Source organism: Paenibacillus sp. NPDC057886, from assembly GCF_042796655.1.
Lineage (GTDB): Bacteria > Bacillota > Bacilli > Paenibacillales > Paenibacillaceae > Paenibacillus.
In genome coordinates this window covers 43,549-69,055 of the sequence record NZ_JBHVMZ010000005.1, presented here as the reverse complement: position 1 = coordinate 69,055, position 25,507 = coordinate 43,549, and the positions used below count along the sequence as shown (strand labels likewise).

Genomic DNA, 25,507 nt, shown 5'->3' with positions numbered 1-25,507 from the left:
GTGATGCTGGTTCCTATGTTACATTAGTTTCAATATAACGGGAAGAGGTAGTTGATTATGATGAATGAACAACATGTTCAAGGAATTTATATACCGGTAATTGCCCCTTTTTCGGATGACAACAAGCTCGACATTGAATCGTATCGCAAATATGTTACTCATCTTGCCAAACACGACATTCAGGGATTGGTCGTAAACGGCACGACCGGAGAATCTCCGACTGTCTCCTGGGATGAAGTAAAACAGATGGTGGAAGCAACGAAAGAGATTTTGACAAGTCTGAACAAAACCATCCCCCTCGTCGTGGGGACAGGAACAAATGATACCTATTCGACGGTTCATCGGACTGAAATGGCTGCTGAATTAGGAGCAGATGCTGCCCTGGTGGTCACTCCTTATTACAACAGACCGACGCAAGAAGGAATTCTAGAGCATTTTTCCAATGCATCCCGGACCGGATTGCCGATTCTAGTCTATGAGATTCCGGCTCGAACCGGTAGTCGCATGACCTTGGATACGATGAGAAAAGTCATGGATCTGGATGGGGTTATTGGTCTGAAGGACAGCACTGGCGGGTTGGATCTGCTGCTGGCGCTAACCCAATATGAGACGAAGCCTGTACTTTGCGGCGAGGATGCGTACTTCCATGCCATGCTGTGTCAAGGTGCCGCAGGCGGGATGGTGGCCTCTGCTAATATTCATACCCAACGGTATGTGGACGTTTATCAACGCTTTGTATCTGGTGACGTGAATGGGTCAAGAGACAGCTTTAAGCAGCTGCAGCCGCTGATTAGTGATGTATTTGCAGAACCTGCTCCCGCCTCGATCAAATGGTGGCTTGCTCAGCAACAGCTGATCGCCACGGCAAAACTGCGTCTGCCACTGACTGCCGCATCGGAAAAAGCAAAACAAAGGTTGTCGGATACACTCGCAGATATGGTCGTACCTTCTTAAACAGCGCATATCTTGCTATGAATTATGAATACATCCAGTCTGATAAAATGAGACAACATGGATTGGAAATAAAAAACAACCAGTATTGATATATCAATACTGGTTGTTTTATCTTTAAGCACAGGTCTCCAGACGGAGAACTAGATATTGCTAATTCACAAGGGAATACTGATCACTATTTTGAATATTAAAAGTAATCAGAAAAGTAAGGCGCCTGCTGCTCGATAGCATCTTCTAATAAATCAAGCGTTTCTGGGTCACATTTAATACGGCCAATCTTATACAAATACTCAGGACGCTTATAACCTAACAACATGGTCGTCATGGTTTGGATACTTATGCTATCTTCACTACGTCGACTTTGACTCCGAATCACTCTCCCGCTTCCATTCGGTTCAATTTGCAGTGTAAATGTGCCTTGATTCCATGACAGCAAAGGGTCTTGCAAGGTAAAGGTCCATTCCCTCTCCATCGCAGCGGGTTTGAACGGATATTTTGAAATAAATTGCTCAATGTCCACGATCCGTGCCATAAAGTAAGGCGAAATGGTTTCCTTAATATCAGCATCTTCCAACAGAAAGGCAAGCTGTTCATCGGTATGAATATTGCCTACCACTTTGGATATCATTGAAAAATGAGCACTAATGAAATTCCACAATCCACTTCGTGCTTCTTCATGAATGAAGATCATATCTTTGACGTGAAACACTTCTTCTTCAATCCAATATAAAATGTAGCCATCTGGCTGACCGTCTTCACCATAATAGACGGCTGCAGTCAAATCATCTGAATCCCACCGCCAATACTCACTCCACGCAAGTTCTTTTCGCAGCATGGCTCCATGTGTTTGCATTGAGAAGCGTTCATAAGCCATCTTCACATCTACGCTTTCGGGTTCTACACGTGCCACATCACCAGGAACAGGTTTGTTTTTGGGTAATTGGAAGTCTTGAACCTCGAACACGATTTTATCAGAAATGATCTCCCATCCCTTACGGCGATAATACGGTATGGAGTAAGGATACAAATAAGAAATGGATTGTTTCTTTGCACGCATATTGGTGAGAGCTTGAAGCAGCAATTTATTCATTAAGCCTTGACCGGAATATTCAGGAAAAGTGCCCACACCAGTGACGCCACCCATAGCGTAAGTTTGGTTAAATATCCGAACCTCAAATGGATATATGGATACCTGTGAAATCAGCTTTTCTCCATCGAACCATCCAAGTACATCTGCTTGTTGTAACACAGGTGACTTTTCATGGAGAATTTCGTTTTCTTTCCAACCATGTTTGTGAAGATCATTATGAGTGACCTGAAATACATAACGTAACAGTTGACTATATTGTTCTAAATGTGATAAATCTACTTTCTTCATTTTTAAATTTTGCTTACGATGCATGCCAGTTATTCTCCCTTTGTTTTAAATTATATTATTTACCAATTGCTTCAGAATAATGCTGGCAGTGACTTAGAATATGTTCGTCCTTTTGCAAGTCCTTCTGTAAATGCATTTTTTAAGCAAATAAAAAAACCATTTAACTTTTACAAGTTGAATGGTTTTAAAAATATGGCTCTTCAAATTCAATCACGTCTTTGTTATGTTACAGATCACGACGATCCGATTCAAAAATGGTTCAATTTCTTAACTCCAATGTAAATCCTTCCAACTCTTCTTCAGCTTCATGCATCAGGTCCAACAAATGATCTGCGTACTCTCCAAGGGACTTTCGGCTTGCATCAAAATCAATCCACTGAATGGTAAGTGGCATGGGGAGCAATCCAGTTAAGCAATCCCATAATGCATCCAAATTCCGACCATACGTTTGACCTAATTCAAGCCTGGCCTGAAGGACGTCATGTAGTTCTTCTTTTCCATGAATGTCCTTTCCATTGATGACTACTGTCTTCATATTATCACCCTTTCCCTATTCGATTTGCTCAAACGTACGGTAATGATCGGTTGTTTTATAGATTAATCCATCATTGGAGTATAAAATCCGATCGCTCCCCCGCGTTCCTCCCGAATAGTTAATATCTGCTTCGTACCAGGTTCTCCCTTTTTTCTTAGGCAACAGTCCTTCTCGATTTTGAAATACGTCGCCGCCAATGCTTTTCCCTGGGGCCACATTTTCCAAATTACCTTTGCTAGGCTCCCATCCTAATTCTCTAGCCTCTTTCTTGGTTATATAATTTTCCGGAAGTTCATGATGCTCCGAAATATACTTGGCTACTTCATCAAATTGCGTTAGCGCTGAACTCTCTTGAAATGAGCCATTTAATGAAACCGTTTCGAGTGAGCAGCCTGTAAACAGGATCGTCGCCAGAATAATAAGTAAAGCACTTAACCATTTTTTTACAACCATTGATTTTGATCTCCTTCTGAAAAATTAGCATCCTCCCCATAATAACATGTTCCTTTCGTATACTCCTCTTAATATTCTTTTCTCGTGGATTTCGACATCCCCAAAATAAAAGGCTGAAGCAGGGGATAGCCCCGCTCCAACCTTTTATTATTCTTGCCTGTTTACGGCTCAATTCCCCACACCAGTTGACCGTTGATATACCCGGTAACCTTTTCATTGTTTGCGAACTGAGTACTGGACGCCTTAAATGAGTAATCGTTAGCCTGGTTGTAATTGGACCAGTTATTTTTGGAGAACCGTGCTTGAATTTCTGCGCTTTGTCCGGCATTAAGCGTTCCGGCGGAACTCGAAAAACCAACCTCCACATAATAATCCGCTCCGGCAACTGGAGTTGCCAATTTAACGAATTTGCTGGTTACATTTGCACTCCCGATACTGGCCCAGTCAGACCAGAAACTCTGTGCTTCTTCCCCGTCAATCGTATAGTAATAACGAAGTTTTACATCACTTAATTGAATCACCGAATTACCGTTATTCACTACTTTGAATTTAGGTGAGATTCCGTTGGTGGACGCACTTGTATTGCCGTTAAAGGCTTGGATCGTTAAATCCCCAGAGGGTACTGAAACACTGCTGTCCACTACATTTAATGTAAGCACAGCGTTATTTCCTCCACTGAAATGAAAGGTTATCGTATTCTGGCTTAACAGCAGCGTGGAAAGATAAGCTTTGCGCAGAACGATAGCAGTGCTTGATGCCGTATAATCCTGGCCCGATACAAGCGTATAATTTCCATTCGTAATGCTAGTTAGCTGTTTTCCGTTTAAGGTAAGGGTTAAGGAAACATCTTGCGCTAGATTCGCTGCTTTATCAAATATTGCATTCACGGGCGAAATCACAGCGCTTGCGCTTGGTGTTGAATCGATAATTTTAACTTTTAATACAGGATCTTGTCCTTGGTTAAAATCAAACACAATAGCATGATCGCCGACAGGCAGCGCTGCCAGGAATTCTTTTTTCAGTAGCACCGTATTTCCGTTTAACGTATAGTCCTGATTTGCAGTCAATGCAGTTGTACCTACCCGTAGAGCGGTTAACGTATTACCGTTAAAATTCACGCTTATGGCTTTGTCGCTTGGATTGGGCGTGTTTTTGTCAAATTCGACGGTTGTAGGTGTGAGGGATGCATTTGGTGTTGGATTGTTAACCTTCAAATTGGGCAGCTCATCCAGAGTAATTACATAACCACTTTGATAAAGCGTTTTCAGAGTGGCGGGGTAATTAAAGGCGGAACTCATGAGATGCTCCCCATACCATGGGCAGAAGTAAAGCCATCCCGATTTTTCCTCTGTCAGATTCTGTACACTTGGGACGGTGTCGTTCTCCGTCATGGCCACCATTTTCTTGCCGTCAGTTAAATCAACCAGTTGATAGAAGATCGAGGTAATGGCATCCTCATTCGGTACGCCGGACAAACCGTCATTGCGGTTGTAGATCGTATTGTATTTATCATAACCGACAATATCTACCTGATCGTCGCCAGGGTACCACGCAGGAGAAGTGTTATACACGTAGCTGTTGTAAGTCCAAATCAAGTTGTGCAAACCGTATGTCTCTGTAAGTTCAGTGTAGAGCATATCCCACAGTTGTTTGTACACATCTGCACCTGCGGAAGCCCACCAGAACCACGCGCCTTCCCCATTCAACCCACCGTTGCCCTCCGCTTCATGATAAGGCCGGAAAAGAACGGGCACATTGTTATCTTGCAGAATCAGCAGTTGTTCCGCCAGATCGTCAATAGTACTCATTACGTATTGATATTCTTTCGTACCAGGAATTACGGCGTTGGCTGTATTAAAATTCGTTTCTGTTGGTTTATAAGTAGCCTCTTTCCAATCCACATGATCCCCGAGCTGATAAGTCGTGAAATTTCGGGGCACATTGATATGCCAGGAAGCTGTCGCAATTCCATCCCGGTTATTCACCCAATCGATCATTCGATCGGTTGTGCCGTCTTCCCATCCGTAGAGCGGATTATAGTTCATAAAATCAAATCCGCGGATAGCCGGATACTTCCCGGTTAAATTATGAATCCAATCAAACTCCAACTCCGTATTGCCATCATTTCCACCTCCGTAAATCTCCTGCTGGCCAGAGATAATATGATTGCCATATACCTCCGTTAAATAATTCATCAGAAGTTGTGTTTCCGGTGTGGCTTGGGAATCAGTAAGGACAGGCTGAACGTCCAGGGGATCAAGATTGGCATAATCCACAGTGAAGGTGTCGAAATAAGCGAATCCCCAACCAGCCTTCAATTGAATCGTGTTGCTTCCCTGATTCAGCTTGTGATAACCAAAATTGAAATCAGACCATGTGGTTGTGTAAGGCAGCATATACGAGCCTTTGGTAACACCATTAACGGATAGATATTGAAGTCTGCCGTCAGGACTTAACTCCTGCATGTAACGGGTGGAGATTGCATACATGCCCGTTTCCGGGACAGTCACAGTGAAGGTTATCGTGCCAGAATTCTGCATCCAGACAAATCCACTTCCAGAAAATCCGGGCTTGGGTTGTCCGTAAATTTCGGTCGTCACTTGAAGATCGGAGGAAAGTAAAGCGTTTTCGCTTTCGATCGTGAAAAGAGGTGAATCTGCATGAACGGGTACTGTCATCAATCCAAGAAGCAGAGTCAATGCCAGCATTAATACGCCTGTCTTTTTGAGCAAAATCTTCATTATCATCTTCCTTCCCATTTTAAAATATGATAAAGAATGATTCCTCTGTTCACTCATGATGGCGCTTTCATTGTAAACATAGCATATGTATCAATTTTTGCAAATATATGGACAAAAAAAATTAGTACTTAATCAGGCAAATGGGGTTCCTTCAGCAGCTATATTCCACTGCAGGAGTGTTCATATCCCCTCTATAAAAGTACTAGCATTAGGATAAGGTCTTGTAACGACAAAAAAAGCCGCAATTTTGCGGCTTTCAATAGGTTAACCCATTCATTTTCTGCAAATTTAGCCCTCTTATTGGGCGGTATATCCGCCATCCACGATCAGGCTATTTCCTGTCATATAGGATGAATCGTCGCTAGCTAGGAACAGTACGGCTTTGGCCATTTCATCTGCTTGACCGAGCCGCTTCATTGGTGTTGCCGAAGAGAGAGCCTGCTTGCTCTCTTCTGGAATAATCGGTGTATCAATGAAGCCTGGGCAAAGTGCGTTAACCCGAATATTTTTCTCAGCATACTCCAGCGCGAGCGAACGAGTCAGATTCACTACGCCACCTTTTGCTGCATTGTAGGCTGCAGAACCAGGCGAACCAACCCATCCGTACATGGAAGCTGTGTTGACGATAGTTCCTCCGCCAATTTTGAGCATTTCTCGGATCGATTCACGTGCGACTAAGAATACGCCGTCCAGATCTACATTCACCGTATTGCGCCATTCAGCATAGTCAAGCTCATGCGAAGGATGAACACGCCCGATTCCTGCATTGTTAAATACGATATCCACTTTACCGTAAGCCTCAACAGTTTTTTTGAAAATCTCAGCAACCTCTTGTTCACTCGTGATGTTCGCTTTAATAAAAAGAACATCATATTTAAGCGCTTTCAGTTCTTGCTCAAACGCCTTTCCTTTTTCTTCATTTAGGTCTACCAAGACCACTTTGGCTCCTTCTGAAACGAATAAGCGTGCTGTCGCTGCGCCGATTCCGGATGCCCCTCCCGTAATAACTGCTACTTTGTCTTGAAGTTTGCCCATGATTAAATCCTCCAGTATACTATTTTGAATAGCACCTATTCGCATATGTGCTATATGACGTTTACAAATATAATTGTATGCCTAAAATTGTAACAATCCAATCATTAAAATACGATGATGTGTCTACTACATAGACACTTTGCGGAACAATGTCTATTTTTATAGGAGTTTTTATGTATGAATGATGAACAAATTTTGAAATCTCAACAGCGCAATCGTACCGAGGAGCACCTTAAAACCGCTCTGATCCAGCTCATTAAGAAAAAAGGCTATCATGCCGTGTCTGTCAAAGATATCGTTGATCAGGCGGGTTACAATCGCAGTACATTTTACTTACACTATCAAGATAAATTCGTGCTCGCCGAAGAATTGTTGAATACGACGCTCGAAGGTCTGAGGGTCGCCGTAGGCAAGCCATATTCGCACGGTCAAAAGGTCTACACCAACAAGCTTAATGCGGAATCCTTTCAAATCGTCGATTATATCTATGAACACCGAGACTTCTTCGAACTGATTCGATATGATGATACGTTACCTGGCCTGCATACAGGTTTTCCTCAGACAATCCTGAAAATCTATGAGGAGCAGTTTATCTTCGAGACGATCAACGATTTCCCTGTTAACATGGAGTATTTTAAGTACTATACGGCTTACGGCTTTTTTGGAATATTGAACAATTGGATATTAAGCGGTTTTCGCGAATCACGTGATATGTTTATCAAGAACGTGATCGAACTGTCAAAAACGCATATTCATTCTTTTCATTATGTGGGGAATGAATTCGGATAAATTAAAACAAAAAAAGCCGCTAAAATAGCGACTTTATATGGAAATGTATTCTGCGGAAGTTGTTGTGACGACTGCCTGCAAATTTCACAGGCAGTCAGTTGCTTAAATCGTAGTATTCTTCTCTTCATATTCGCTTGATAATTGTTTAAGCGATTTGATTTTACCATGAGGATGCTGTTCTTGCTTTCGTGACTTCCAAGCAGCTTCCTGCCTTTTCTTCTGGCGAGCCATAAAAGATCTCCTCCTCTGGAAAATTAGAGTTATACTACTTCTTTATGATGTCATTTATGAATTATTTTCATTCATTTTTTGTATGTTTCCGTTGTTAAGCTCGCCACATTGCGGCATATTTTATTGCAATTCTCCTATGATTGGATAGATTGGACTTCTCAGATTAAAATTGTAGTTCAGGTCTACAATCCCTACGACTTCGCTGTTATCATACAGATCTAACATAAAGCCTGCCATTTCTTTGGCGGTGTGATATTTAGACATGTTTGCTTTGTAATCAAATTCTTCTGTATCTAATGATTTCTTCACGAATTCCGTTTCCGTTATAGCTGGAGCTAGGACTTTTGCTTTTAGCTTTGCACCTTTTATTTCAAGTTCTTTGGCAAGCCCTTCTGTAAAGGCACTAACGTAAAATTTCGTTGCCGAATACGCAACACTTCCAACAGCAATGGCATATCCAAGTGCGGATGCAACGTTAATTAACTGAGTTCCCTCTACATCTGCATAATCTCGCACATATAGTGTGGAAAGGATCGTTAGGGATTCAATGTTCACACGCAGCATGGTTTCAACTTTTTCCAGATTCTGTTCTGCTACAAAAGAACCTTCACCGAGCCCCGCATTGTTAATCCAAGTCTCAATTTGGTATTCCTTAAGAGTGTTATAAAGTGTGTATGCCTGAGTTGTATCCGATAGATCACTTGTATGAACAATAACATTTACAGTAGCATCAATATTCTGAATTGCTGATTTGAGTTCTTCTAATTTGTCCAATCTTCTGGCGACCAAGATTAAGTTTTTGCCTCGTGCAGCAAACGCCAATGCTGTCTCATATCCAATCCCTGAACTTGCACCTGTAATAACTGTATATTTCATCATACTTTCTCCTTCTCAACATGTATTTTAGTGTAGATAAGCTTTCAACATTAATTTAGAACGATCGTTCTTAATATTGCAAAAAAACAGTTAGATCTAACTTGCTATTTAGAATAGCATTTCTAGAACGAACAGTAAAGAATTATTTTCTGACTAATATTTAATGTCGTTGGAAAAAGGGAACAATGCGTTTTCCAAACATGATACAAGTTCTTTATAACGTTAAGAGAACAAGAACCTGTATCACTAAAACAAACCATCCTCTATGGAGGCTACTCCCTTTTATCTACCATGCTGTAACTCCACTTTCAATCTAAAGCGGATAGTGTCATATCCATAATATTTTTTAATTTTTGCCGATCCGTAGTGGTCTTAACCAACGTACGTATCCCCACCCATGCATTCATTAAATAGTGAGAAATAATTACAGGGTCAACTTCAGCCTTGATTTCACCCGTTTGTCGGCCTTCCATAACAAGGTTTCTCAAGAACTCCTCGGTTCGCAAATAACTCTCATTCACCAAGGATGCAACTTCAGGATCCAATACGCCCAGTTCCACGCCTGAGTTTACAAGAAAACAGCCTAAAGGTTGTCCTTCATTTCTTATCGTTGATTCAAATAGTGCCCGAATGATCTCTTTCATTGGTTTTTGTGTATCAATCAATAAGCTCATTTTGTTGGTCTGCTTCGTTTCATATCGTTCAAGAGCTTTCATAAATAAAGCATGCTTATCCCCAAATGTATCATAGATACTTCTGCGGTGAATGCCCATATATTCAACCAAATCCTGCATTGAAGTTTTCTCATAACCTTGGGTCCAGAACAATTGTATTGCTTTATCCAATACTTCATTAACTTCAAATTCTTTGGATCTTGCCACAGTCATCACCTCGAATAATCATTATACATTGAAGTGAACAAACGGCAAACTGGAAATGAACAAGTGGAATTACAGGTATGACATACAATTAAGGAGGTTTATTTATTTGCAAAATCATCCATGGCTTGAACAGCTAGTTGAAATGCTTTAATTCTTCTTCTTAAAAGCGTATTTTGAGGGCTGCCCAGTTTGGACTTACTGTAACTGTTCTCAAGTGACGGGAATAAACCATTCAGAATTTTGCGAGCTTCTGTTAACTCTTCATCTGTGTAATGATTAGGCATTCGGTTCCAGGCCGTTTCCAGCATCGCCAAGCCGATGTATACAGCATTGAGACGTTTCTTTATTAGAGTCGTGTTAGTACCTTTCTGAGTCAAATTAGTCAAAGCGTTTTCCGATTTACGTATGGTCGATCGAAAGGCTTGGATGGATTCCCATTTTTCTTCTTCTGATACATTTTCCATATAGTGCTGTCCTCTCCTTTTCTTATGCATACCACTAATTTACATGCCGCACGAAATGCGATCAATATTAAAATAACGGACAAAGCTAGCGCAGGATTCAATGGATAACTGTCGTCACCACCGTAGCGGACGAATTAAAAAATCCCGCTCTAGACTTTTTGTCCAGAACGGGATGTACAGGATGATTTAATCGTTCGCGTTTTCCTTGGTCACCAGCTTTAATTCTGCAGGGATTGATTTTTCTACCTGCTTGCCGTCCAGCACATCCAGAGCAGCTTGTACTGCCAGCTGACCAATCAGTACTGGCTGCTGAGCGACTGTTGCCGTCAACTTTCCGTCCTTAATGGATTTGATCGCGTCATCGTTGCCGTCAAAACCGATAACAGGAATGTCTTTACCAGAGCTTTGGATCGCTTCGATTGCGCCCAGTGCCATCTCATCGTTATGGGCAAATACCGCCTGCACGTCAGGATTTCCTTGCAGCAGGTTCTCCATTACATTCAGACCTTTGGAGCGATCGAAATCGGCAGACTGCTTCGCAACCACATTAAGTTTTTGGTCAGCAATCTCGTGGAAACCTTTCCCCCGCTCTCTTGTTGCGGAAGCTCCGGGTACACCCTCAAGCTCAATCACTTTTGCTCCCTCGCCAAGCTGTTTCACGAAATATTCCGCCGCCATTTGTCCACCTTTGACGTTATCGGATGCGACCAATGCAGCCACATCACCTTTATCTGCCGAGCGGTCCAGTGTAATCACGGGAATGCCCACACTATTGGCAGATTGAACAGCTGTGGAGATTGCCGCAGAATCGGCAGGGTTAATCAGAAGGGCATCCACGCCCTGTTGAATCAGGTCGTCCACATCATTGGTTTGTTTGGCCGAATCATTTTGAGCATCAACCACGATGACTTCAATTCCTTGTTTTTTGGCTTCTGCAACTACCCCGTCCTTAAGGGAAACAAAGAAAGGGTTATTCAGTGTGGAAACCGACAAGCCGATTTTTTTCTGTCCATTGCTTCCGGCAGAGTCGGGCTTGGCCCAACCCGGAGGCTCCAGAGAGCATCCCGCCAGAACGATCATCATTACGCTTACAAGCAATATGGTTAGTTTTTTCATGTTCGCTTCTCTCCTTAAGCCGTTTTCTTGCGGTCCAGCAGGACAGCGATGGCAATAACGACGCCTTTTACAACCATTTGATAAAACGAGTTCACTCCGAGCAGATTCAAACCATTGTTCAACACCCCGATAATCAGGACCCCAATCAGTGTGCCGACGATCCGTCCTCTACCGCCCGATAGGCTTGTTCCACCCAGAACAACAGCAGCAATAGCATCCAGCTCATAAGAAGTACCTGCTGTAGGCTGTGCAGAATTCAGACGGGATGTGAGAATCGCCCCTGCCAGCGCTGACAGCATACCTACCAAGGAGTAAATCATGATTTTTACACGATGCACTTTAATACCTGAGATAATCGATGCTTTCTCATTGCCACCAAGTGCGTACGTTTTACGGCCAAAAGCCGTTTTGTGCAAAATCGTCCACAGAATTACGAAAGTAATGAGCATTGTGATTGCTGGAACCGGTATGCCTAGCATATAACCACGACCGAACAGTTGGAACAGCAGGCTATCGCCCAATCCGGTAATCGGATTACCGTTCGTATAGACCAGCGTCAATCCCCGGAACACTGTCATCGTCGCCAATGTAGCAATAAACGGAGCCATCTTACCCTTTGTAATCATCAGCCCGTTCACCATACCCATGACACCGCCGAGCGCAACCCCGATAATGATCGACAAAATCGGATCCAGGCCAGACAGCATCATGTTGGCTACAAAGGCGCTGGATAAAGCCAGAATGGAGCCGACCGACAAGTCGATGCCGCCTGTCAGAATGACAAATGTCATGCCAAAAGCAATCAGCGCATTAATCGAAACCTGACGCAATAGATTCAAGATGTTAAGCGGTTCCAAAAAGCTTGGATTCAATACCGATACGATGATAATTAAAATGATCAGTCCGAGCAACGGACCTAATTTCTGTGTCACATTTGTCAAGCGGAAACCGCTCTTGGCGGGTTGGTTTTCCTGCAAAGTTGTCATATCATTGTCCCCCTGTAGCCAATGTCATAATGTTTTCCTGCGTTGCTTCTTCGTTTGTCAGTTCACCGCTAATACGTCCCTCGTGCACAACCGCGATTCGATCGCACATGCCAAGCACCTCAGGCAGCTCGGAAGATACCATAATGATTGCAACTCCGCGGTCTGTCAGCTCGTTCATCAACTGATAAATCTCTCGCTTGGCTCCAACATCCACGCCACGTGTCGGCTCATCCAGAATGAGCACACTCGGACCGATGCCGACCCATTTGGCGATAACCACCTTCTGTTGATTGCCCCCTGACAGGTTTCCTACCGCAGTCTCAGATGATTGAGTCTTAATTTGCAAACGTTTGATGAGCGTATCAACGAATTCCTGTTCTTTATGAGTCGAGATGAAACCCTTACTTGAGAAACTGAACAGATTGGGTAACGACATATTCTCACGAATCGAGAAATCGAGCACCAAACCTTCATCCTTGCGGTCTTCGGTAATAAATCCAATCCCATGTCTAACCGCGTCGGCAGGCTTCCGGATATGAACCTTTTTGCCTCGAATCATGATTTCGCCACCATCCAGAGGTTCCAAACCGAAGATCGCCCGCATCATCTCTGTCCGTCCAGAGCCCATCAGCCCGGAGAACCCGAGGATCTCGCCTGCTCTCACCGTGAAGCTGATATTCTGAAACAATCCTTTGCTGCTTGCGTCCCGTACTTCCAGGACCACTTCACCGTACGAAGGATTTCGTGCCGGATATCGCTCCGTAAGCTCCCGTCCAACCATCTTCCGCACCACTTCGTCAAAATTGGTCTCCGGGATCGCCTTGGTGTCTACCGTTTTGCCGTCACGCATGATCGTAATCCGGTCGCAAATTGTGAAAATTTCCTCCATTCGGTGCGAGATATATACGATGGAAACACCGTTTTTCTTAAGCGAAGTGATCACGCCGAACAACTTCTGAATTTCCCGCTCTGTAAGCGCCGCTGTTGGCTCATCCATAATGATGACTTTGGCGTCGGTCATCAGTGCCTTGGCAATTTCAATCATCTGCTGCTGGCCGACAGAGCATTCCCCAGCAGGACGGTCCAACGGAATTTGCACGGATAGCTTGGCGAACTGTTCTGAGGCAAGCGCTTTCATTTGTCTCGTGTTCAGCAACCCAAAAGACGAAGTTATTTCCTTACCTATGAAGAGATTATCAAGCACCGTCATTTCCGGCCATACGTTTAACTCTTGGTGGATAAAAGCAAGCCCCATCTTCTCAGCTTCCTTCGGATTGGCAAAATAGGTTTCTTTGCCATCAATAGAGATGGTTCCCTGATCACGCCCATGTAGACCGATCAAAATGTTCATCAGCGTGGATTTGCCGGCCCCGTTCTCTCCCATCAGGGCATGAACCTCGCCTTCCTTCAGTTCAAAATCCACACCGCTCAGCACTTGGTTGGTGCCAAACGCTTTATATATGTCTTGCATCTGAATATGCATGATGCCGTCCCCCTTTTAACCGAAAATGACGCCCGATTGTAAAATGCAATTGGCATACGGCGTTGCTTCACCCGTACGAATGACTACTTTGGCATTCCGGGTTAACACCTTGAATTGTTCATGACTGATGGAAACGTCAATGGCTTCATCGCCAAATTTCCCGGTAATAAATTGCAAAGCCTCCGGATTCCCTGCCTTGATCTCTGTTGCCAAAATCACTCTCTCGACGACCATATCGTCCGCAATAAGCTCCACAACCTCTTGAAAACTCGGTGTCCCCAGTTTCAGGGACAAATCAATTTTGGGTACCCCGTCTGGAACCGGAAGCCCAGCATCTGCGATGACAATCGTGTCCGTATGACCCAGATCAGACAGCACCTTGGAGATATGACTATTCATTATTCCCTGTTTCTTCATTTCAAGCTTTCCTCCACTTCATCCCGCGTTGGCATGCCTCCTTGCGCCCCAAACTTGGTTACGGATAGCGATGCAGCCCGGTTCGCGAATCTAATGCTGTCTTGTAGCGGTTTGCCTTCAGCCAGAGCAACCGCAAATGCGGCGTTAAACGTATCACCCGCTCCGGTTGTATCCACTGGTTCTACCTTATACGTAGGTACAACGATTTCCTGTTCCCCGTCAAAGTATCGAACTCCGTTGCTGCCCTCCGTAATAAACAACTTGTTTGGATATTTGCGCAGCGCCTCTGCCGGGGTCATCCCCTCAAACAAAATCTCGGCCTCATGCTCGTTCGGCGTGATATAAGCAGCTTTGTCGATGACCTCATCCGGTACTTTTCTTGCCGGCGCTGGATTCAACAACAGCGGAGTTCCGCTTAGGGCGCAAATTTCGCTGACACGAACAACGGTTTCCTCCGGAATTTCTTGCTGAATCAACACAATATCGGCACGTTGGATCACATCTGCCGCTTCATCGACATAGGCTGGTGTAACTTCGCGATTTGCCGCTTCAACGAACACGATACTATTATCACCCTCAGCCAGCACGATATGAGCCGTACCACTTTCCATATGTGTAACCGGTTTCACATTGTGCGTAATTACACCGTTTGCTTTGAAATTATTTAAAATGGCCGTACCGAAAGCATCATCGCCTACCCTGCCGATCATGGCAACTTCGGCCCCCAGTCTTGCTGCAGAGACTGCCTGATTTGCTCCTTTGCCGCCCGGAACGGTTTTGAAACTGTCGCCAAGGACGGTTTCACCCGCCCCCGGTCGTCTTGAGGAAGTAACAACCAAATCCATGGAACTGCTGCCAATTACGCATATTTTAGCCATCTGAATTCACCTTTCTTGTTGTGCCCCGTTCAATGAAACTGACCGGCAGCTGTATGTGTTTGTTTTCGATTGGAGATTGTTCCACCAGTTTGATAAGCAAACCGGCAGCTTCCCTTCCCATCTCGTACGCCGGTTGGCGAATGGTCGACAATGCAGGCGATAGCAGGCTGCTCATCGGGATATCGTCGAAGCCGATAATCTGCATATCCTCCGGAACTTTTTTTCCGATTCGCAGTGCCTCGTGCAGTACCGCCATAGCTGCAATGTCATTACTGGCAATGACTCCGTCAGTATCGCCGTACTTGCTGAAAAGTTCATCCGCCCATAACCCAACATCGTTAAAGGAAAAGGATGTCGTTTGGATTACACGGTAATCCAGGTCGGCCTGACGTATGCTCTCGATTGCGCCTTCAAAACGGTCCTGCGCTGGTTTGATATGTGCCGGTCCCTGCATAACCGTAATTCGGCGGCTTCCGCGCTTGATGATCTCCCGCGCAGCCAGCCGCCCCCCCTCTCTGCCATCCGCATATACGGAGGGGCTGTCCAGAGGTGTTCTGTCAAGAAACACCACGGGAATTTTCAAGTTCTCATATATTGAAGAATGAGGGTAATTCGTTGAGGAGATTACGCCAACCACATTATTTTGGATAAAAGTCTGGATGTAATCCTTTTCCTTCTGTTCGTCCTCATCACTATTTCCGAAAATTAGTCTGAAATCCTGCTCCTGCATCCGGTCCTCTACACCGCGCGCAAGCTGCGGAAAGTAAGGGTTTGCAATATCCGGTAGCAGCAGGCCAATCAGTTTGGACTTACGCTTGTATAAAGAGCGGGCCACTTCATTGGGAGAGAAGTTAAGTTGCTTGACCGCTTCCTCCACTTTCTTGCGAGTGTCCGCATGAACATAACCTCTTTCATTAATGACCCTTGATACAGTGGCTACTGAAACACCAGCCAAATTAGCTACATCTTTAATTGTTGTCATGAACGTTCACTCCCATGTGTAACCGGTTACAGATATGAAAATATCATATTTTTTTTAGTTTGACAACCCTATTTTCACTGGAAATTTATCCAAGTGGCCAGAAAGAGGACTGATTAAAGCTGCATCGTGAACATCCCAATCATCAGGGCGATGACAAGAAAAACAAATGAAAGCCAAAAGATATAATGCCAATTCAGCGCTTCAATGAGCAGTCCGGCAATTGTCGGCCCGACCGCAGGGGCGAACATAATAACGAGCCCAACCAGGCCCATGGCTGCACCGCGCTTTTCCACTGGGAAAATGAGCAGTATTGAACATAAGCGGTAGTAATAACGCAGTACCTACTGCTTCAATAATACGCGAAACCATTAACACGCCGAAGCTTGAAGCAACGGCTCCAATCAGAGCACCGAGACATGAAAATATAAGCGACGTCATAAACAGTTGCCTTGTTGTAAAACGCTGAATTAATTGGCCGGATAACGGAACGTGAACCCCCATTGTCAGCAAATAGCCGGTTGTCAGCCATTGAATGGTGGCCGACCCAATGTTGGGTTATCTGTTAAATTTCTATACTTTATCAAAATGGTATATGCAGTATAATCAAATGTTTAACCAGTTAATCCATGTTTAAACTGCTTAATACTCATTATTTGCACTAAAGAATTCAATAGTTTTCATGCAACCTCTACATGGTTAAACTAGAACATTAAGCACATGTTCTAGTTGAGCACTACTTGCCCTAAATTCAACTTATCTATTAGAGTAGATATGGGAGGTGTACATCATTGAAATTTAACGAATATGTTATAGGCGAATCCTATAGAACAGAGTCTATTCAATTGTCAAAAAAGGATATTATTGATTTTGCAAAAATGTACGACCCTCAATATATGCATATAGATGAGGCCAAAGCCAAAGAAGGCCGCTTCGGCAGCCTAATTGCTTCGGGTATGCAGACGATGAGCACGTCCTTCAAGCTTTGGGTGGAACTCGGGATATATGGAGAAGATATTGTCGCAGGAACGGGTATGAATAACATAAAGTTTATCAAACCTGTGTTTCCAGATGATGAAATCAGTGTTCTATCAGAAGTGATTGAATTATCTCCAAGAAGGAGCATTGGCGGAATTGTTACTGTGCTGCTCACTACTTTTAATCAAAATAATGAAAAGGTCTTTCAGGCAGAATTAAGTGCTCTAATTAGCAATTGAATTTGCACGATTCGTTTTCGTTATGAATATGAAAATAAAAACGATCGTACATCAGATCTGATGCACGATCGTCTATTTCATAATCTATTGATATAAATTCACAATATTTCGATATATCCTTCGGTTCCATGTACCCGAATTTGTTGCCCATCTTTTATTCGTTGGGTAGCATTATCCACTCCGACAATGGCTGGCAACCCATATTCACGTGCAATCACTGCACCATGGGTCATCAATCCACCCACTTCGGTGACTAGGCCTTTTATAGAGACAAATAATGGTGTCCAGCTCGGATCAGTATAGGGGGTCACTAGTATATCTCCATCTTCCAGATCAGCATCTTCAATATTGAAGATGACACGTGCACGACCCTCTATAACTCCGGAAGAAACAGGCAGGCCAACAATGGCTTCAGCTGGCAGATTTCCACGTTGGTACTGACCTGAAATGATTTCACCATCAGACGTGATCACACGAGGTGGAGTCAGTTTTTCATAGTATTTGTAATCGTCTTTCCGCTGGCTGATGATCTTTTGGTCCAGTTTATTGGTGCGTACGACTTCACGAAGTTCTTCAAAAGTGAGATGGTATATATCTTCTTTTTCAGCAATAACGCCCGCTTGTGCAAGTCGTTCGGCTTCTTTTAATAAAGCCTGTTTATATACGAAGTAACGATTGATCATGCCGTATTTGGGATATTCCCGATAACCGATGAAGTTGCGAACCAGGTCGATCATTCGTTTCGTTTCCTTGGCTTTTTGTTCACCATCAGGCAATAGCTTCAATCGATCCAATAATTCCTCTTCTTTCTTCAACGCTTCCTGTCGTCCCTGTTCAAACTTCCGTTTGCTTGCATTAGGCTCAAAGTTTTTGATGTTACCCAGAATCAACGGCACAAGCGTCACGGGTTTTTCAATCCAACGGATTCTGGTAAGATCAATTTCTCCGGCACATCGCATTCCGTATTTGTCCAGATAATTCTGGATAAAGTCCCTTGTTTCCTGTCCACCCTCAACCTTAACCAATTCATCCATAAAGTCATCCTCTTTTACATGCTGTAAATAAGCAATGACTTCAGGATAAGGACGAATCACATCTGCAACATCAAGTAATGCCAGACCCATTTCCGAAGTGATATTGTTAGGTACAGATTGAGACAGCGTATCTGCTGCATTTTTCTCACCCAACCACTCTTTCATGTTTTCATTGATCCATGCTGAAGCCTTCATGGCAGTCATGAACACATTTGAACTTCGTGGGTCAGATAGAAATTTCTTCAACTCTTGCAGATCTTCAAGGATAAAATCAAACAAATCCAATCCAGATTTGTTTTGAATGTTACGTTTTAATTCTTCTACTGAGGCTTGATTGCTCTTAATCAAATCAGAGACGATGGTCGATTCATTTTCAATATGTGCTTGAAAACCCTCAGACACGCTCTGTTCATTGTTATTACGTGGAGTTGGTGCTGGCTGATCAATAGGTAACGATTTTATGAAATCCCCTCGCTTGAGTATGGTTGTAAGTGCGTCCTTAATGAGCGGATCGGATTGCCCCAGGGTATTTATGAAGTTTTCTCTCATGACAGGCGAAGCCAGCCTAGGCGTAACATCAACAAACAATCTTCCACCAGCTATACGCATGGGTGCCGGAGTCGTTAATAGAAAGAAAGATAAGCCCAGCGGTTTCATGGGATCGGTCATCATTTGTTGATGACCCACAGATAGGTACACATGATTTTCCTGGTCATTCGCTTCAGGAATCGGGTATAAAGTGGTGATTGGACGACTCTGAACAATGTAAAACGTATCATCCGCCAAACACCATTCGATATCTTGCGGGAAACCAAAATGAGCTTCAATCTGTCTTCCTAAGCGTGCCAGTTCTAAAATTTGTTGATCAGTAAGTGTTTGCGTCTTTTGCAGAACGGGATCGATCTGATCTGTATACGTTCCACTATCTTTCCGTCCATAAATTGCCAACGTTTTGGTGGCTATCCTTTTCTCGACAATTTCACCTTCCCGTACTTTATAATAATCGGCAGATACCAAGCCGGACACCAACGCCTCACCAAGTCCAAAGCTGGCGTCGATGGATAGCAGTTTCCGGTTGGATGTAATCGGATCAGCCGTAAATAAAATCCCTGAAGCCGTTGGGAAAACCATCTTTTGAATGATAACGGATAAATAAACCTGACCATGGTCAAATCCATTTTGCATACGGTAGATTACTGCACGATCCGTAAACAGGGAAGCCCAACATTTGCTGATATGGTGCATGATTGCTTCTTTCCCAATGATATTTAAGTAAGTGTCTTGTTGACCAGCAAAAGAGGCATATGGTAAATCTTCAGCGGTCGCACTGGAACGTACTGCATACGCATGTCCTTCTCCAAACTTGGAGAGATAGTAAGCAACTTCTTTTTCAACATCGGCAGGAATGTCTACGTCCATAATAAGTTCTCTGATCTTTCTGCTGATTTCACTAATCTGCTCTCGTTCATCTACTTTCAACATGGTTAATTGATCCAGCAAAGAATGATACGTTTCGTTTTGTTCAATGGCTTTTTGATATCCAACGGTTGTAACACAAAATCCATCGGGGACCTGTACTCCTTCAACCTTTGATAACTTCGCTAGATTTAATCCTTTTCCACCAACGAGTGCAAGCTGCAATTTTTCCATTTCCTGAAATCCGATAACCAAAGAACTCATTCCGTATCTCCCCTAACCAATATATTGAGAAAAAAACATTTGACAAAGAGTTTACCGCCATGATAAGATTTAAATATAAGATGAGATGATTTTGTCTTTCGAAAAAAAATAAGGTGTAGTCTGATTATATCATCGTGTTTATTTATATACAATATCGAAGAACCGAGTAAAATCACTCAGGTTCTTTTTCTGCTTACCATTATTATTAATTACATCAAAAACCATATCTCTCAACCAGATTTCGTCCAGCATCCTCGGTCCTTCAAAACCTTTTACTTTTGGTGTTTCGTCATCCATGTGAAAATCTGGCTCTCGTTTTTATTCCAAATGGGTCCTTTGATTTCACCCAATTGCATTAAGTCGTCATTCTTACCGATTTTCGATTCATAAAAAAGCATTTATTTTCTAAATTTTCTTTGTGAGGGATCGGAGGATTATTTTATTAAAGGAGAAAAAGCGTCTCCTTAGAGACGCCTTCGTTTGGGTATAAGTTGGATTTAATTAGTTGAATCTTTGTCTGGATAAAGCTCTTGATTCAGTTGTTGCGTTTCTTCAAGAAACTTATCAAGCAGTGATTGTCCGTTTAGTGTTTTGATTAAATTTGCATCTTCAGATTGAGCTTTTAATTGTAAATTTTCGAATTGGGCAATTAACTTTCCCTTTTGCTCCAGTTCGTATAATACCCGCTGAACTGCAGGGTCTTCTGAATCATGTTGGTCCGCATAATATGCACTTTCGATGGCGAACAAGTCATTGTAACCCTCAAATACTTCATTGAATTCTTCCAAGTCACTTTTGGGGTTTAGTTCTGCTTCTAAATCTGCAGCTTTTGTTGCCAGTTCCTTGAGCTTTTGCTCATCCTCTGTAGTTGCACCAGGAGCGTCAGCGATTTTCTTCTGTGCTTCGTAGCTTTCAGTCGCATAAGAGGTTTTCTCTGTAAGACTCGGGCTATTTGCGTTTACCTGGTTAGTGTTTAAATTAGCCAATGCTACCACGCCTAATGCCAGAGAACAACATATAGTGAGTACAACCCACGTTTTCTTTTTCAACTTATTCCAACTCCTTACATTAAATTAATTTTTGATTTTTATTGAGACCATCCATGACCCATAAGCTACGTACGATTTTAAAGAGATATCCTTGTTCCAGGTTCCGTTGGTGACGGAATGTTGCGCCATTTTAAGATCGTTTCCGGAACCGTAGCCATTGACGATTTGAGAATGGATAGTGTGTCCTGCAGAATTAACATGTTGGACAATATCTCCTCTATACAATTCAGCATATATAGGGGCAAAATTATTCTGTAATTCTTCTGATGTGTATTTTGTTGCTTTATAAGCCTTTTTTCCGCCTTGATTATTTATAACCGCAAAATGCTCTCGGAACTGATGCGCTCCCGTCCAAGAAGAAGTTCTAGGATTTGTTGATGGGGGGACATGAGGACCATAATAATACCAATCGACGGTATTCCTGTTGTACCCTTTTGAACCATTAAACGCCAAACCTCCACCTTTGTAGAGAGCTTGAGAAACAAAATTTGTGCAATCTCCCCCATCACTGTTACTTCCGTAATTAGCAAAATCAGGGTTGGCTGTTGTTGCCCATGTTTCAGCATAGTCCGCAGCCTTACCCCGATCAAACGAACTATTTGTACTCGTGGAATTAGTAAACATTACTTCTGCTGCAAACGCTTGTGAAGACAATAAGAATGTAGCACCAACGATAGTTGCAACAATTGCAGATTTCAATTTTCTTTTCAACAAAAATTCAGTCCCTTCCGCCTTATAATCATATTTATCTAATTCAAGAGGTTTCAACTAGTTGTTATGTGATGAGAAGCTTGCATTTACACCTTTCTGTTAAAGGTACTGAATATACAGCACTCCCCTTTCTTAAGTGAGCTGCTCTAATCTCTGTTGTTCAATAAAGCTGTATAAATTTCTTGTATATTCCAGGCTGATCGCTTTGATTTTCAAGTAAAGAGCACTGTAGTTTAACCCCAGGTTGACATTGGCCAACGCTCATAAAATTATGTACAATATATAGACGCTCCATAATAGTAAAATGTTTCATTTAATTGTAAATAATTTAAAAAATATTTTCTTTTGATATTCACCTAAAGTATCAGAAATCGCTTCCTCTCTTGGAGATCGGATGATAATCAATAATTGGATTTAATACATCTAAAATAGCACTAATCCTTTTTTTGGATTGTCTCTATTATTTCTTCAAATTCAACAGTATGTTACGAAATTTTATTTCCTTTTTGTGTAATTATATGGTATATTATGTATGTCATTTCATTTACATATATAAGTTTAATAGTAAATGAAAAGGATGGTTCTAATATTCTACTTACTATAATCATTTAAAAAGGAGACATTAAAATGTTGAAAAAGTTCATCGCTGTTTTACTTGTGACAGCCACAACAGCACTGCCGGCAACAGCAGCATTTGCATCGGAAAATCCACAGGATAGAATTTCTCCTAACAATCAATTAACACAGGATTCACGTATTACGGAAGAGCCTGGATCAGATCTTGTTACTATAATGACTTCAACATATGAAATTACAGCAAACAATGTTAATTTCAGAAAGACAGCCTCGAGCAGCGGTACTATTCTTGGCCAACTCCAAAAAGGTGATTTGGTAAATGGAGGATCGGAACAAGTGACTTCCGGAGGCATTACATGGGTAAGTGTATATAGTTATAAACATGGTGTCTGGGGCTGGGTAGCGAGTCAGTACCTTAATGAAGTAGGCTAATTTCCTCATAAAATCAGATGAAAAATCCAATCGCAGACATGTTTGCGATTGGATTTTTTTGGTCTTAAACATAACATTTAATCTAAAAGAATCTTGTAAATATATAACTTTCTAAACTGTAGACAACGATAAGAGAAACGTATATTGTAGTTGTTGAATGCTACTATGTTTGGCGACCAGGGTAGTTACTTTGCTGGAGAAGGAAGGCTTCACCTTGGAAAGAAAGTAGTGCTTATACATAACACGGCAGAGCTAACCTTTGAGTTGGCTCTTTGTTATTTAGTTAAGAGATTTGTTGCTTGATAAGAAGGCATCTTATTTTGGGTTACAGCCACTAGCAGTTTGTGATATGGTCAGTGAGGTGCTATCAATCGTACACATTTACATATCATGCGAGGAGAAGATTGAAAGTGAATGAGATAAAAGCAATGGAGAAACCGAATAAGTTTAGCGACCCTTTATTTGTAACACTAGTTGCAAGTATATGTTGCTTGTTATGGGGAAGTGCCTACCCGTTTATTAAGCTTGGATATAGTGCTTTTGACATCCTGGCAGAAGATGTTCCATCAAAATTTGTATTTGCGGGTTATCGATTTATTTTAGCAGGATTACTGCTCCTATTCCTGTTTCGTGTCATTAGTAAACGGAAGTTTAATCTGTCTGGAAGACAATTTTCAAGCTTAATATTGCTTGGCATGTTCCAAACGGGTCTGCAATATATGTTTTTTTATGTGGGTGTAGCCAATACAACAGGTGTCAAAGGTTCAATTATGAATGCAACAACGACCTTTTTCAGTGTTGTTCTAGCTCATTTTTTATATAAAAATGATAAACTAAGCAAAAATAAAATAGTTGGCTGTTTGCTAGGATTTATTGGCGTAATTATTGTTAATTTCCACTCCAATCTGCTGGAATTCTCCTTTTCTCTCACAGGTGAAGGTTTCGTTATTATGGCGGCTCTTATTTTTTCCATTACGGCCATCTATGCAAAACACTTAACTGGCTCCATCGACGTCCTCGTAATTACCGGAGTTAGCCTGTTTGTCGGCGGACTGGCACTCACCATACTGGGACTCCTGCTTGGCGGCCGGGTTACACATTTTACACTTGAATCAACGGGGATCTTGATTTATTTAGTTTTACTTTCATCTGCCGCATTTTGCTTGTGGAATCTACTTCTGAAATACAACAAAGTCGGAAAAGTATCTGTGTATAACTTCCTTATCCCTGTATTTGGTGCATTACTATCGGCGTTGTTTTTGGGAGAAACGATTATGGAATTCAAAAACCTAATCGCATTGCTGTTTGTATCCATCGGTATTTATATGGTCAATAGAGTAACCTCATCAAAATAATGTGTTTCTTTCCAAACGAATAGGGACTACCCACCTAAGACTTGGTACAAGAACTTACTCTCTAAATACAAAAAGGTCGCTAATTAGCGACCTTTTCTTGTATTTAAGCCTCACCTTTTCGCATTACAAACAGGAATAAACAACATTACGCAAGCGACGATGAACGTAAGGCTCCTGATTGTTCAGCAGATGCTGCGCATACATGACCGTGAGTTCGGAGTCTGGGTCAATGATAGCCAGGCACCCGGCAGCCCCACTCCAGCCAAATTCACCAAGCGGACTTAACGAACCGCTGCCGGCTTTGGAGATATGCGTACGTACACCCATCCCATAACCATACCCTCCCATATGATCCCAGGAGTAATCACCACGGGTCAGATCGTTCAGATGGTCTGTGCGCATCAGCTCAATTGAAGCCTGTGACAGAATGCGAACACCTTTTGGACTTGTTCCTTTTCCCGTCAGCGCGCTAAGGAACAATGCGTAGTCGCTGACGGTGGACAATAGTCCGGCACCGCCGCTCTCCAAATCCGTGCTTATCCGGAATCCGTTTCCGTCCATGCGTACGGCTTTTTCAAGCTCATCATTGTAAGCATACTGTGGGATCAGGCGGGCCTGCTGTTCATCGTTCAGATCGAATGCCGTATCGTTCATGCCGAGCGGTCCGGTAATTTCTTCTTGCAGATACGTACCAAAACGTCTGCCACTTACAACCTCGACCAAGGCTCCGAGCACATCGTGACACATGCTATAGTTCCAATGTGTACCTGGCTCAAATAGAAGCGGTTCTTTGGCGAGCGCTTTCGCGAAGTCTCGTGTCGATAATGTTCCGTTGGTGCTCTGCACAGCTTCCTGAATGCTTGGCGAGCCAATATCATAGGAGAACCCGGCAGTCATCGTAAACAAGTCGCGTACTGTAATCGCCTTTGTCGCTTTTTCCAATCTGACCTCGCCGCTCGATAATGTTTTCTTCACTGTCATCTCGGCGTATTCCGGCAGATAGTCGGATACCGGATCACTCAGCAGCATCTGCCCTCTCTCTACAAGTTGAAGCGCTGCCACACAGGTCATAATTTTCGTCATGGAGTAGAGATTAAAGATCGCCCCATCGCCGATGGGCGTTTGCTCCTCCAGATTGGCGTAACCATTCCGGTAACGGAAAACGGTATCATTTTGATGCATCACAAGTACCTCTGCCCACGGAATTCTCCATGATGTGATGCGATCAATAAATGAAGCAAGCGGTTTAAAGTCCAT

General features: G+C 42.8%; 25 protein-coding genes and 1 pseudogene. 5 read left to right on the top strand and 21 right to left on the bottom strand.

Going from position 1 to position 25,507, the window contains the following annotated elements; translation table 11 throughout:
* Positions 1 to 57: 57 nt before the first annotated feature.
* The gene (gene dapA / locus ACFVQB_RS17615) at positions 58 to 954 is read left to right on the top strand and encodes a 4-hydroxy-tetrahydrodipicolinate synthase (RefSeq protein ID WP_379441632.1); all 897 of its coding nucleotides are present in this window, start codon (positions 58 to 60) and stop codon (positions 952 to 954) included.
* Between the two features lie 187 nt (positions 955 to 1,141).
* On the opposite strand, the gene ACFVQB_RS17610 is transcribed toward dapA, so the two are convergent.
* From ACFVQB_RS17610 to ACFVQB_RS17590, 5 genes are all read right to left on the bottom strand, one after another.
* On the bottom strand, positions 1,142 to 2,356 hold the full coding sequence (locus tag ACFVQB_RS17610; protein WP_379441628.1) for a GNAT family N-acetyltransferase: 1,215 nt from the start codon (positions 2,354 to 2,356) through the stop codon (positions 1,142 to 1,144).
* A gap of 235 nt (positions 2,357 to 2,591) precedes the next feature.
* Positions 2,592 to 2,867: a barstar family protein gene (locus tag ACFVQB_RS17605; RefSeq protein WP_379441625.1), complete on the bottom strand. Its 276-nt coding sequence runs from the start codon at positions 2,865 to 2,867 to the stop codon at positions 2,592 to 2,594.
* Positions 2,868 to 2,882: 15 nt separating this feature from the next.
* Entirely contained in the window at positions 2,883 to 3,320 is a 438-nt protein-coding gene (locus ACFVQB_RS17600) for a ribonuclease (protein ID WP_379441621.1), read from the bottom strand.
* A gap of 161 nt (positions 3,321 to 3,481) precedes the next feature.
* A complete protein-coding gene (locus ACFVQB_RS17595) occupies positions 3,482 to 6,061 on the bottom strand; it encodes a glycosyl hydrolase (protein WP_379441618.1) in 2,580 nt (859 codons plus the stop codon).
* A 297-nt stretch (positions 6,062 to 6,358) separates the two neighbouring features.
* On the bottom strand, positions 6,359 to 7,096 hold the full coding sequence (locus ACFVQB_RS17590; RefSeq protein ID WP_379441615.1) for an SDR family NAD(P)-dependent oxidoreductase: 738 nt from the start codon (positions 7,094 to 7,096) through the stop codon (positions 6,359 to 6,361).
* 177 nt (positions 7,097 to 7,273) lie between these two features.
* On the opposite strand from ACFVQB_RS17590, the gene ACFVQB_RS17585 reads away from it, so the two are divergent.
* Positions 7,274 to 7,885, top strand: a complete 612-nt coding sequence (locus ACFVQB_RS17585; protein WP_379441611.1) for a TetR/AcrR family transcriptional regulator — start codon at positions 7,274 to 7,276, stop codon at positions 7,883 to 7,885.
* 102 nt (positions 7,886 to 7,987) lie between these two features.
* On the opposite strand, the gene ACFVQB_RS17580 is transcribed toward ACFVQB_RS17585, so the two are convergent.
* The 11 genes and pseudogenes from ACFVQB_RS17580 to ACFVQB_RS17530 form a co-directional block, all read right to left on the bottom strand.
* Positions 7,988 to 8,116 carry a DUF6254 family protein gene (locus tag ACFVQB_RS17580; RefSeq protein ID WP_379441608.1) on the bottom strand — a complete coding sequence of 43 codons (129 nt, stop codon included), beginning with the start codon at positions 8,114 to 8,116 and terminating at the stop codon, positions 7,988 to 7,990.
* A 120-nt stretch (positions 8,117 to 8,236) separates the two neighbouring features.
* A complete protein-coding gene (locus ACFVQB_RS17575; RefSeq protein ID WP_379442820.1) occupies positions 8,237 to 8,992 on the bottom strand; it encodes an SDR family NAD(P)-dependent oxidoreductase in 756 nt (251 codons plus the stop codon).
* A 308-nt stretch (positions 8,993 to 9,300) separates the two neighbouring features.
* The gene (locus tag ACFVQB_RS17570) at positions 9,301 to 9,873 is read right to left on the bottom strand and encodes a TetR/AcrR family transcriptional regulator (protein ID WP_379441604.1); all 573 of its coding nucleotides are present in this window, start codon (positions 9,871 to 9,873) and stop codon (positions 9,301 to 9,303) included.
* 98 nt (positions 9,874 to 9,971) lie between these two features.
* Positions 9,972 to 10,337 carry a hypothetical protein gene (locus ACFVQB_RS17565; protein ID WP_379441601.1) on the bottom strand — a complete coding sequence of 122 codons (366 nt, stop codon included), beginning with the start codon at positions 10,335 to 10,337 and terminating at the stop codon, positions 9,972 to 9,974.
* A gap of 186 nt (positions 10,338 to 10,523) precedes the next feature.
* Entirely contained in the window at positions 10,524 to 11,453 is a 930-nt protein-coding gene (gene rbsB, locus ACFVQB_RS17560; RefSeq protein ID WP_379441597.1) for a ribose ABC transporter substrate-binding protein RbsB, read from the bottom strand.
* 14 nt (positions 11,454 to 11,467) lie between these two features.
* Positions 11,468 to 12,439 (bottom strand): ABC transporter permease subunit, encoded by a 972-nt coding sequence (locus ACFVQB_RS17555; RefSeq protein WP_379441594.1) that lies wholly within the window; start codon positions 12,437 to 12,439, stop codon positions 11,468 to 11,470.
* Between the two features lies 1 nt (position 12,440).
* Positions 12,441 to 13,922, bottom strand: a complete 1,482-nt coding sequence (locus ACFVQB_RS17550; protein WP_379441591.1) for a sugar ABC transporter ATP-binding protein — start codon at positions 13,920 to 13,922, stop codon at positions 12,441 to 12,443.
* A gap of 15 nt (positions 13,923 to 13,937) precedes the next feature.
* On the bottom strand, positions 13,938 to 14,339 hold the full coding sequence (gene rbsD / locus ACFVQB_RS17545; RefSeq protein WP_379441587.1) for a D-ribose pyranase: 402 nt from the start codon (positions 14,337 to 14,339) through the stop codon (positions 13,938 to 13,940).
* A complete protein-coding gene (gene rbsK / locus ACFVQB_RS17540) occupies positions 14,336 to 15,217 on the bottom strand; it encodes a ribokinase (protein WP_379441583.1) in 882 nt (293 codons plus the stop codon). The genes rbsD and rbsK overlap by 4 nt, the downstream gene beginning before the upstream one ends.
* Complete coding sequence (locus ACFVQB_RS17535; RefSeq protein WP_379441579.1) at positions 15,210 to 16,199, bottom strand: LacI family DNA-binding transcriptional regulator; 990 nt, start codon at positions 16,197 to 16,199, stop codon at positions 15,210 to 15,212. The genes rbsK and ACFVQB_RS17535 overlap by 8 nt, the downstream gene beginning before the upstream one ends.
* Positions 16,200 to 16,318: 119 nt before the next feature.
* Positions 16,319 to 16,751, bottom strand: a pseudogene (locus tag ACFVQB_RS17530) (MFS transporter); the annotation flags it as partial.
* Between the two features lie 236 nt (positions 16,752 to 16,987).
* Between ACFVQB_RS17530 and ACFVQB_RS17525 the strand changes: the two are divergent.
* A complete protein-coding gene (locus ACFVQB_RS17525) occupies positions 16,988 to 17,413 on the top strand; it encodes a MaoC family dehydratase (protein ID WP_379441575.1) in 426 nt (141 codons plus the stop codon).
* Between the two features lie 98 nt (positions 17,414 to 17,511).
* Here ACFVQB_RS17525 and ppsA read toward each other — a convergent pair whose 3' ends face one another.
* From ppsA to ACFVQB_RS17505, 4 genes are all read right to left on the bottom strand, one after another.
* On the bottom strand, positions 17,512 to 20,127 hold the full coding sequence (gene ppsA, locus ACFVQB_RS17520; RefSeq protein WP_379441572.1) for a phosphoenolpyruvate synthase: 2,616 nt from the start codon (positions 20,125 to 20,127) through the stop codon (positions 17,512 to 17,514).
* A gap of 138 nt (positions 20,128 to 20,265) precedes the next feature.
* A complete protein-coding gene (locus tag ACFVQB_RS17515; RefSeq protein ID WP_379441568.1) occupies positions 20,266 to 20,424 on the bottom strand; it encodes a hypothetical protein in 159 nt (52 codons plus the stop codon).
* 200 nt (positions 20,425 to 20,624) lie between these two features.
* Complete coding sequence (locus tag ACFVQB_RS17510; RefSeq protein WP_379441562.1) at positions 20,625 to 21,176, bottom strand: hypothetical protein; 552 nt, start codon at positions 21,174 to 21,176, stop codon at positions 20,625 to 20,627.
* Between the two features lie 24 nt (positions 21,177 to 21,200).
* Complete coding sequence (locus ACFVQB_RS17505) at positions 21,201 to 21,890, bottom strand: amidase domain-containing protein (protein ID WP_258311770.1); 690 nt, start codon at positions 21,888 to 21,890, stop codon at positions 21,201 to 21,203.
* A 624-nt stretch (positions 21,891 to 22,514) separates the two neighbouring features.
* On the opposite strand from ACFVQB_RS17505, the gene ACFVQB_RS17500 reads away from it, so the two are divergent.
* Together ACFVQB_RS17500 and ACFVQB_RS17495 are read left to right on the top strand one after the other, a co-directional pair.
* Positions 22,515 to 22,895 carry an SH3 domain-containing protein gene (locus tag ACFVQB_RS17500; RefSeq protein ID WP_379441556.1) on the top strand — a complete coding sequence of 127 codons (381 nt, stop codon included), beginning with the start codon at positions 22,515 to 22,517 and terminating at the stop codon, positions 22,893 to 22,895.
* A 410-nt stretch (positions 22,896 to 23,305) separates the two neighbouring features.
* Positions 23,306 to 24,250, top strand: a complete 945-nt coding sequence (locus tag ACFVQB_RS17495) for a DMT family transporter (protein ID WP_379441552.1) — start codon at positions 23,306 to 23,308, stop codon at positions 24,248 to 24,250.
* A gap of 123 nt (positions 24,251 to 24,373) precedes the next feature.
* On the opposite strand, the gene ACFVQB_RS17490 is transcribed toward ACFVQB_RS17495, so the two are convergent.
* The gene (locus ACFVQB_RS17490; protein ID WP_379441548.1) at positions 24,374 to 25,507 is read right to left on the bottom strand and encodes a serine hydrolase domain-containing protein; all 1,134 of its coding nucleotides are present in this window, start codon (positions 25,505 to 25,507) and stop codon (positions 24,374 to 24,376) included.

What these genes read in the sequence shown, in the direction of transcription:
- dapA (WP_379441632.1), top strand. Translation starts at nt 58, where the DNA reads ATGATGAATGAACAACATGTTCAAGGAATTTATATACCGGTAATTGCC.
- ACFVQB_RS17610 (WP_379441628.1), bottom strand. Translation starts at nt 2,356, where the DNA reads ATGCATCGTAAGCAAAATTTAAAAATGAAGAAAGTAGATTTATCACAT.
- ACFVQB_RS17605 (WP_379441625.1), bottom strand. Translation starts at nt 2,867, where the DNA reads ATGAAGACAGTAGTCATCAATGGAAAGGACATTCATGGAAAAGAAGAA.
- ACFVQB_RS17600 (WP_379441621.1), bottom strand. Translation starts at nt 3,320, where the DNA reads ATGGTTGTAAAAAAATGGTTAAGTGCTTTACTTATTATTCTGGCGACG.
- ACFVQB_RS17595 (WP_379441618.1), bottom strand. Translation starts at nt 6,061, where the DNA reads ATGAAGATTTTGCTCAAAAAGACAGGCGTATTAATGCTGGCATTGACT.
- ACFVQB_RS17590 (WP_379441615.1), bottom strand. Translation starts at nt 7,096, where the DNA reads ATGGGCAAACTTCAAGACAAAGTAGCAGTTATTACGGGAGGGGCATCC.
- ACFVQB_RS17585 (WP_379441611.1), top strand. Translation starts at nt 7,274, where the DNA reads ATGAATGATGAACAAATTTTGAAATCTCAACAGCGCAATCGTACCGAG.
- ACFVQB_RS17580 (WP_379441608.1), bottom strand. Translation starts at nt 8,116, where the DNA reads ATGGCTCGCCAGAAGAAAAGGCAGGAAGCTGCTTGGAAGTCACGAAAG.
- ACFVQB_RS17575 (WP_379442820.1), bottom strand. Translation starts at nt 8,992, where the DNA reads ATGAAATATACAGTTATTACAGGTGCAAGTTCAGGGATTGGATATGAG.
- ACFVQB_RS17565 (WP_379441601.1), bottom strand. Translation starts at nt 10,337, where the DNA reads ATGGAAAATGTATCAGAAGAAGAAAAATGGGAATCCATCCAAGCCTTT.
- rbsB (WP_379441597.1), bottom strand. Translation starts at nt 11,453, where the DNA reads ATGAAAAAACTAACCATATTGCTTGTAAGCGTAATGATGATCGTTCTG.
- ACFVQB_RS17555 (WP_379441594.1), bottom strand. Translation starts at nt 12,439, where the DNA reads ATGACAACTTTGCAGGAAAACCAACCCGCCAAGAGCGGTTTCCGCTTG.
- ACFVQB_RS17550 (WP_379441591.1), bottom strand. Translation starts at nt 13,922, where the DNA reads ATGCATATTCAGATGCAAGACATATATAAAGCGTTTGGCACCAACCAA.
- rbsD (WP_379441587.1), bottom strand. Translation starts at nt 14,339, where the DNA reads ATGAAGAAACAGGGAATAATGAATAGTCATATCTCCAAGGTGCTGTCT.
- rbsK (WP_379441583.1), bottom strand. Translation starts at nt 15,217, where the DNA reads ATGGCTAAAATATGCGTAATTGGCAGCAGTTCCATGGATTTGGTTGTT.
- ACFVQB_RS17535 (WP_379441579.1), bottom strand. Translation starts at nt 16,199, where the DNA reads ATGACAACAATTAAAGATGTAGCTAATTTGGCTGGTGTTTCAGTAGCC.
- ppsA (WP_379441572.1), bottom strand. Translation starts at nt 20,127, where the DNA reads ATGAGTTCTTTGGTTATCGGATTTCAGGAAATGGAAAAATTGCAGCTT.
- ACFVQB_RS17515 (WP_379441568.1), bottom strand. Translation starts at nt 20,424, where the DNA reads ATGGATGACGAAACACCAAAAGTAAAAGGTTTTGAAGGACCGAGGATG.
- ACFVQB_RS17500 (WP_379441556.1), top strand. Translation starts at nt 22,515, where the DNA reads ATGTTGAAAAAGTTCATCGCTGTTTTACTTGTGACAGCCACAACAGCA.
- ACFVQB_RS17490 (WP_379441548.1), bottom strand. Translation starts at nt 25,507, where the DNA reads ATGGACTTTAAACCGCTTGCTTCATTTATTGATCGCATCACATCATGG.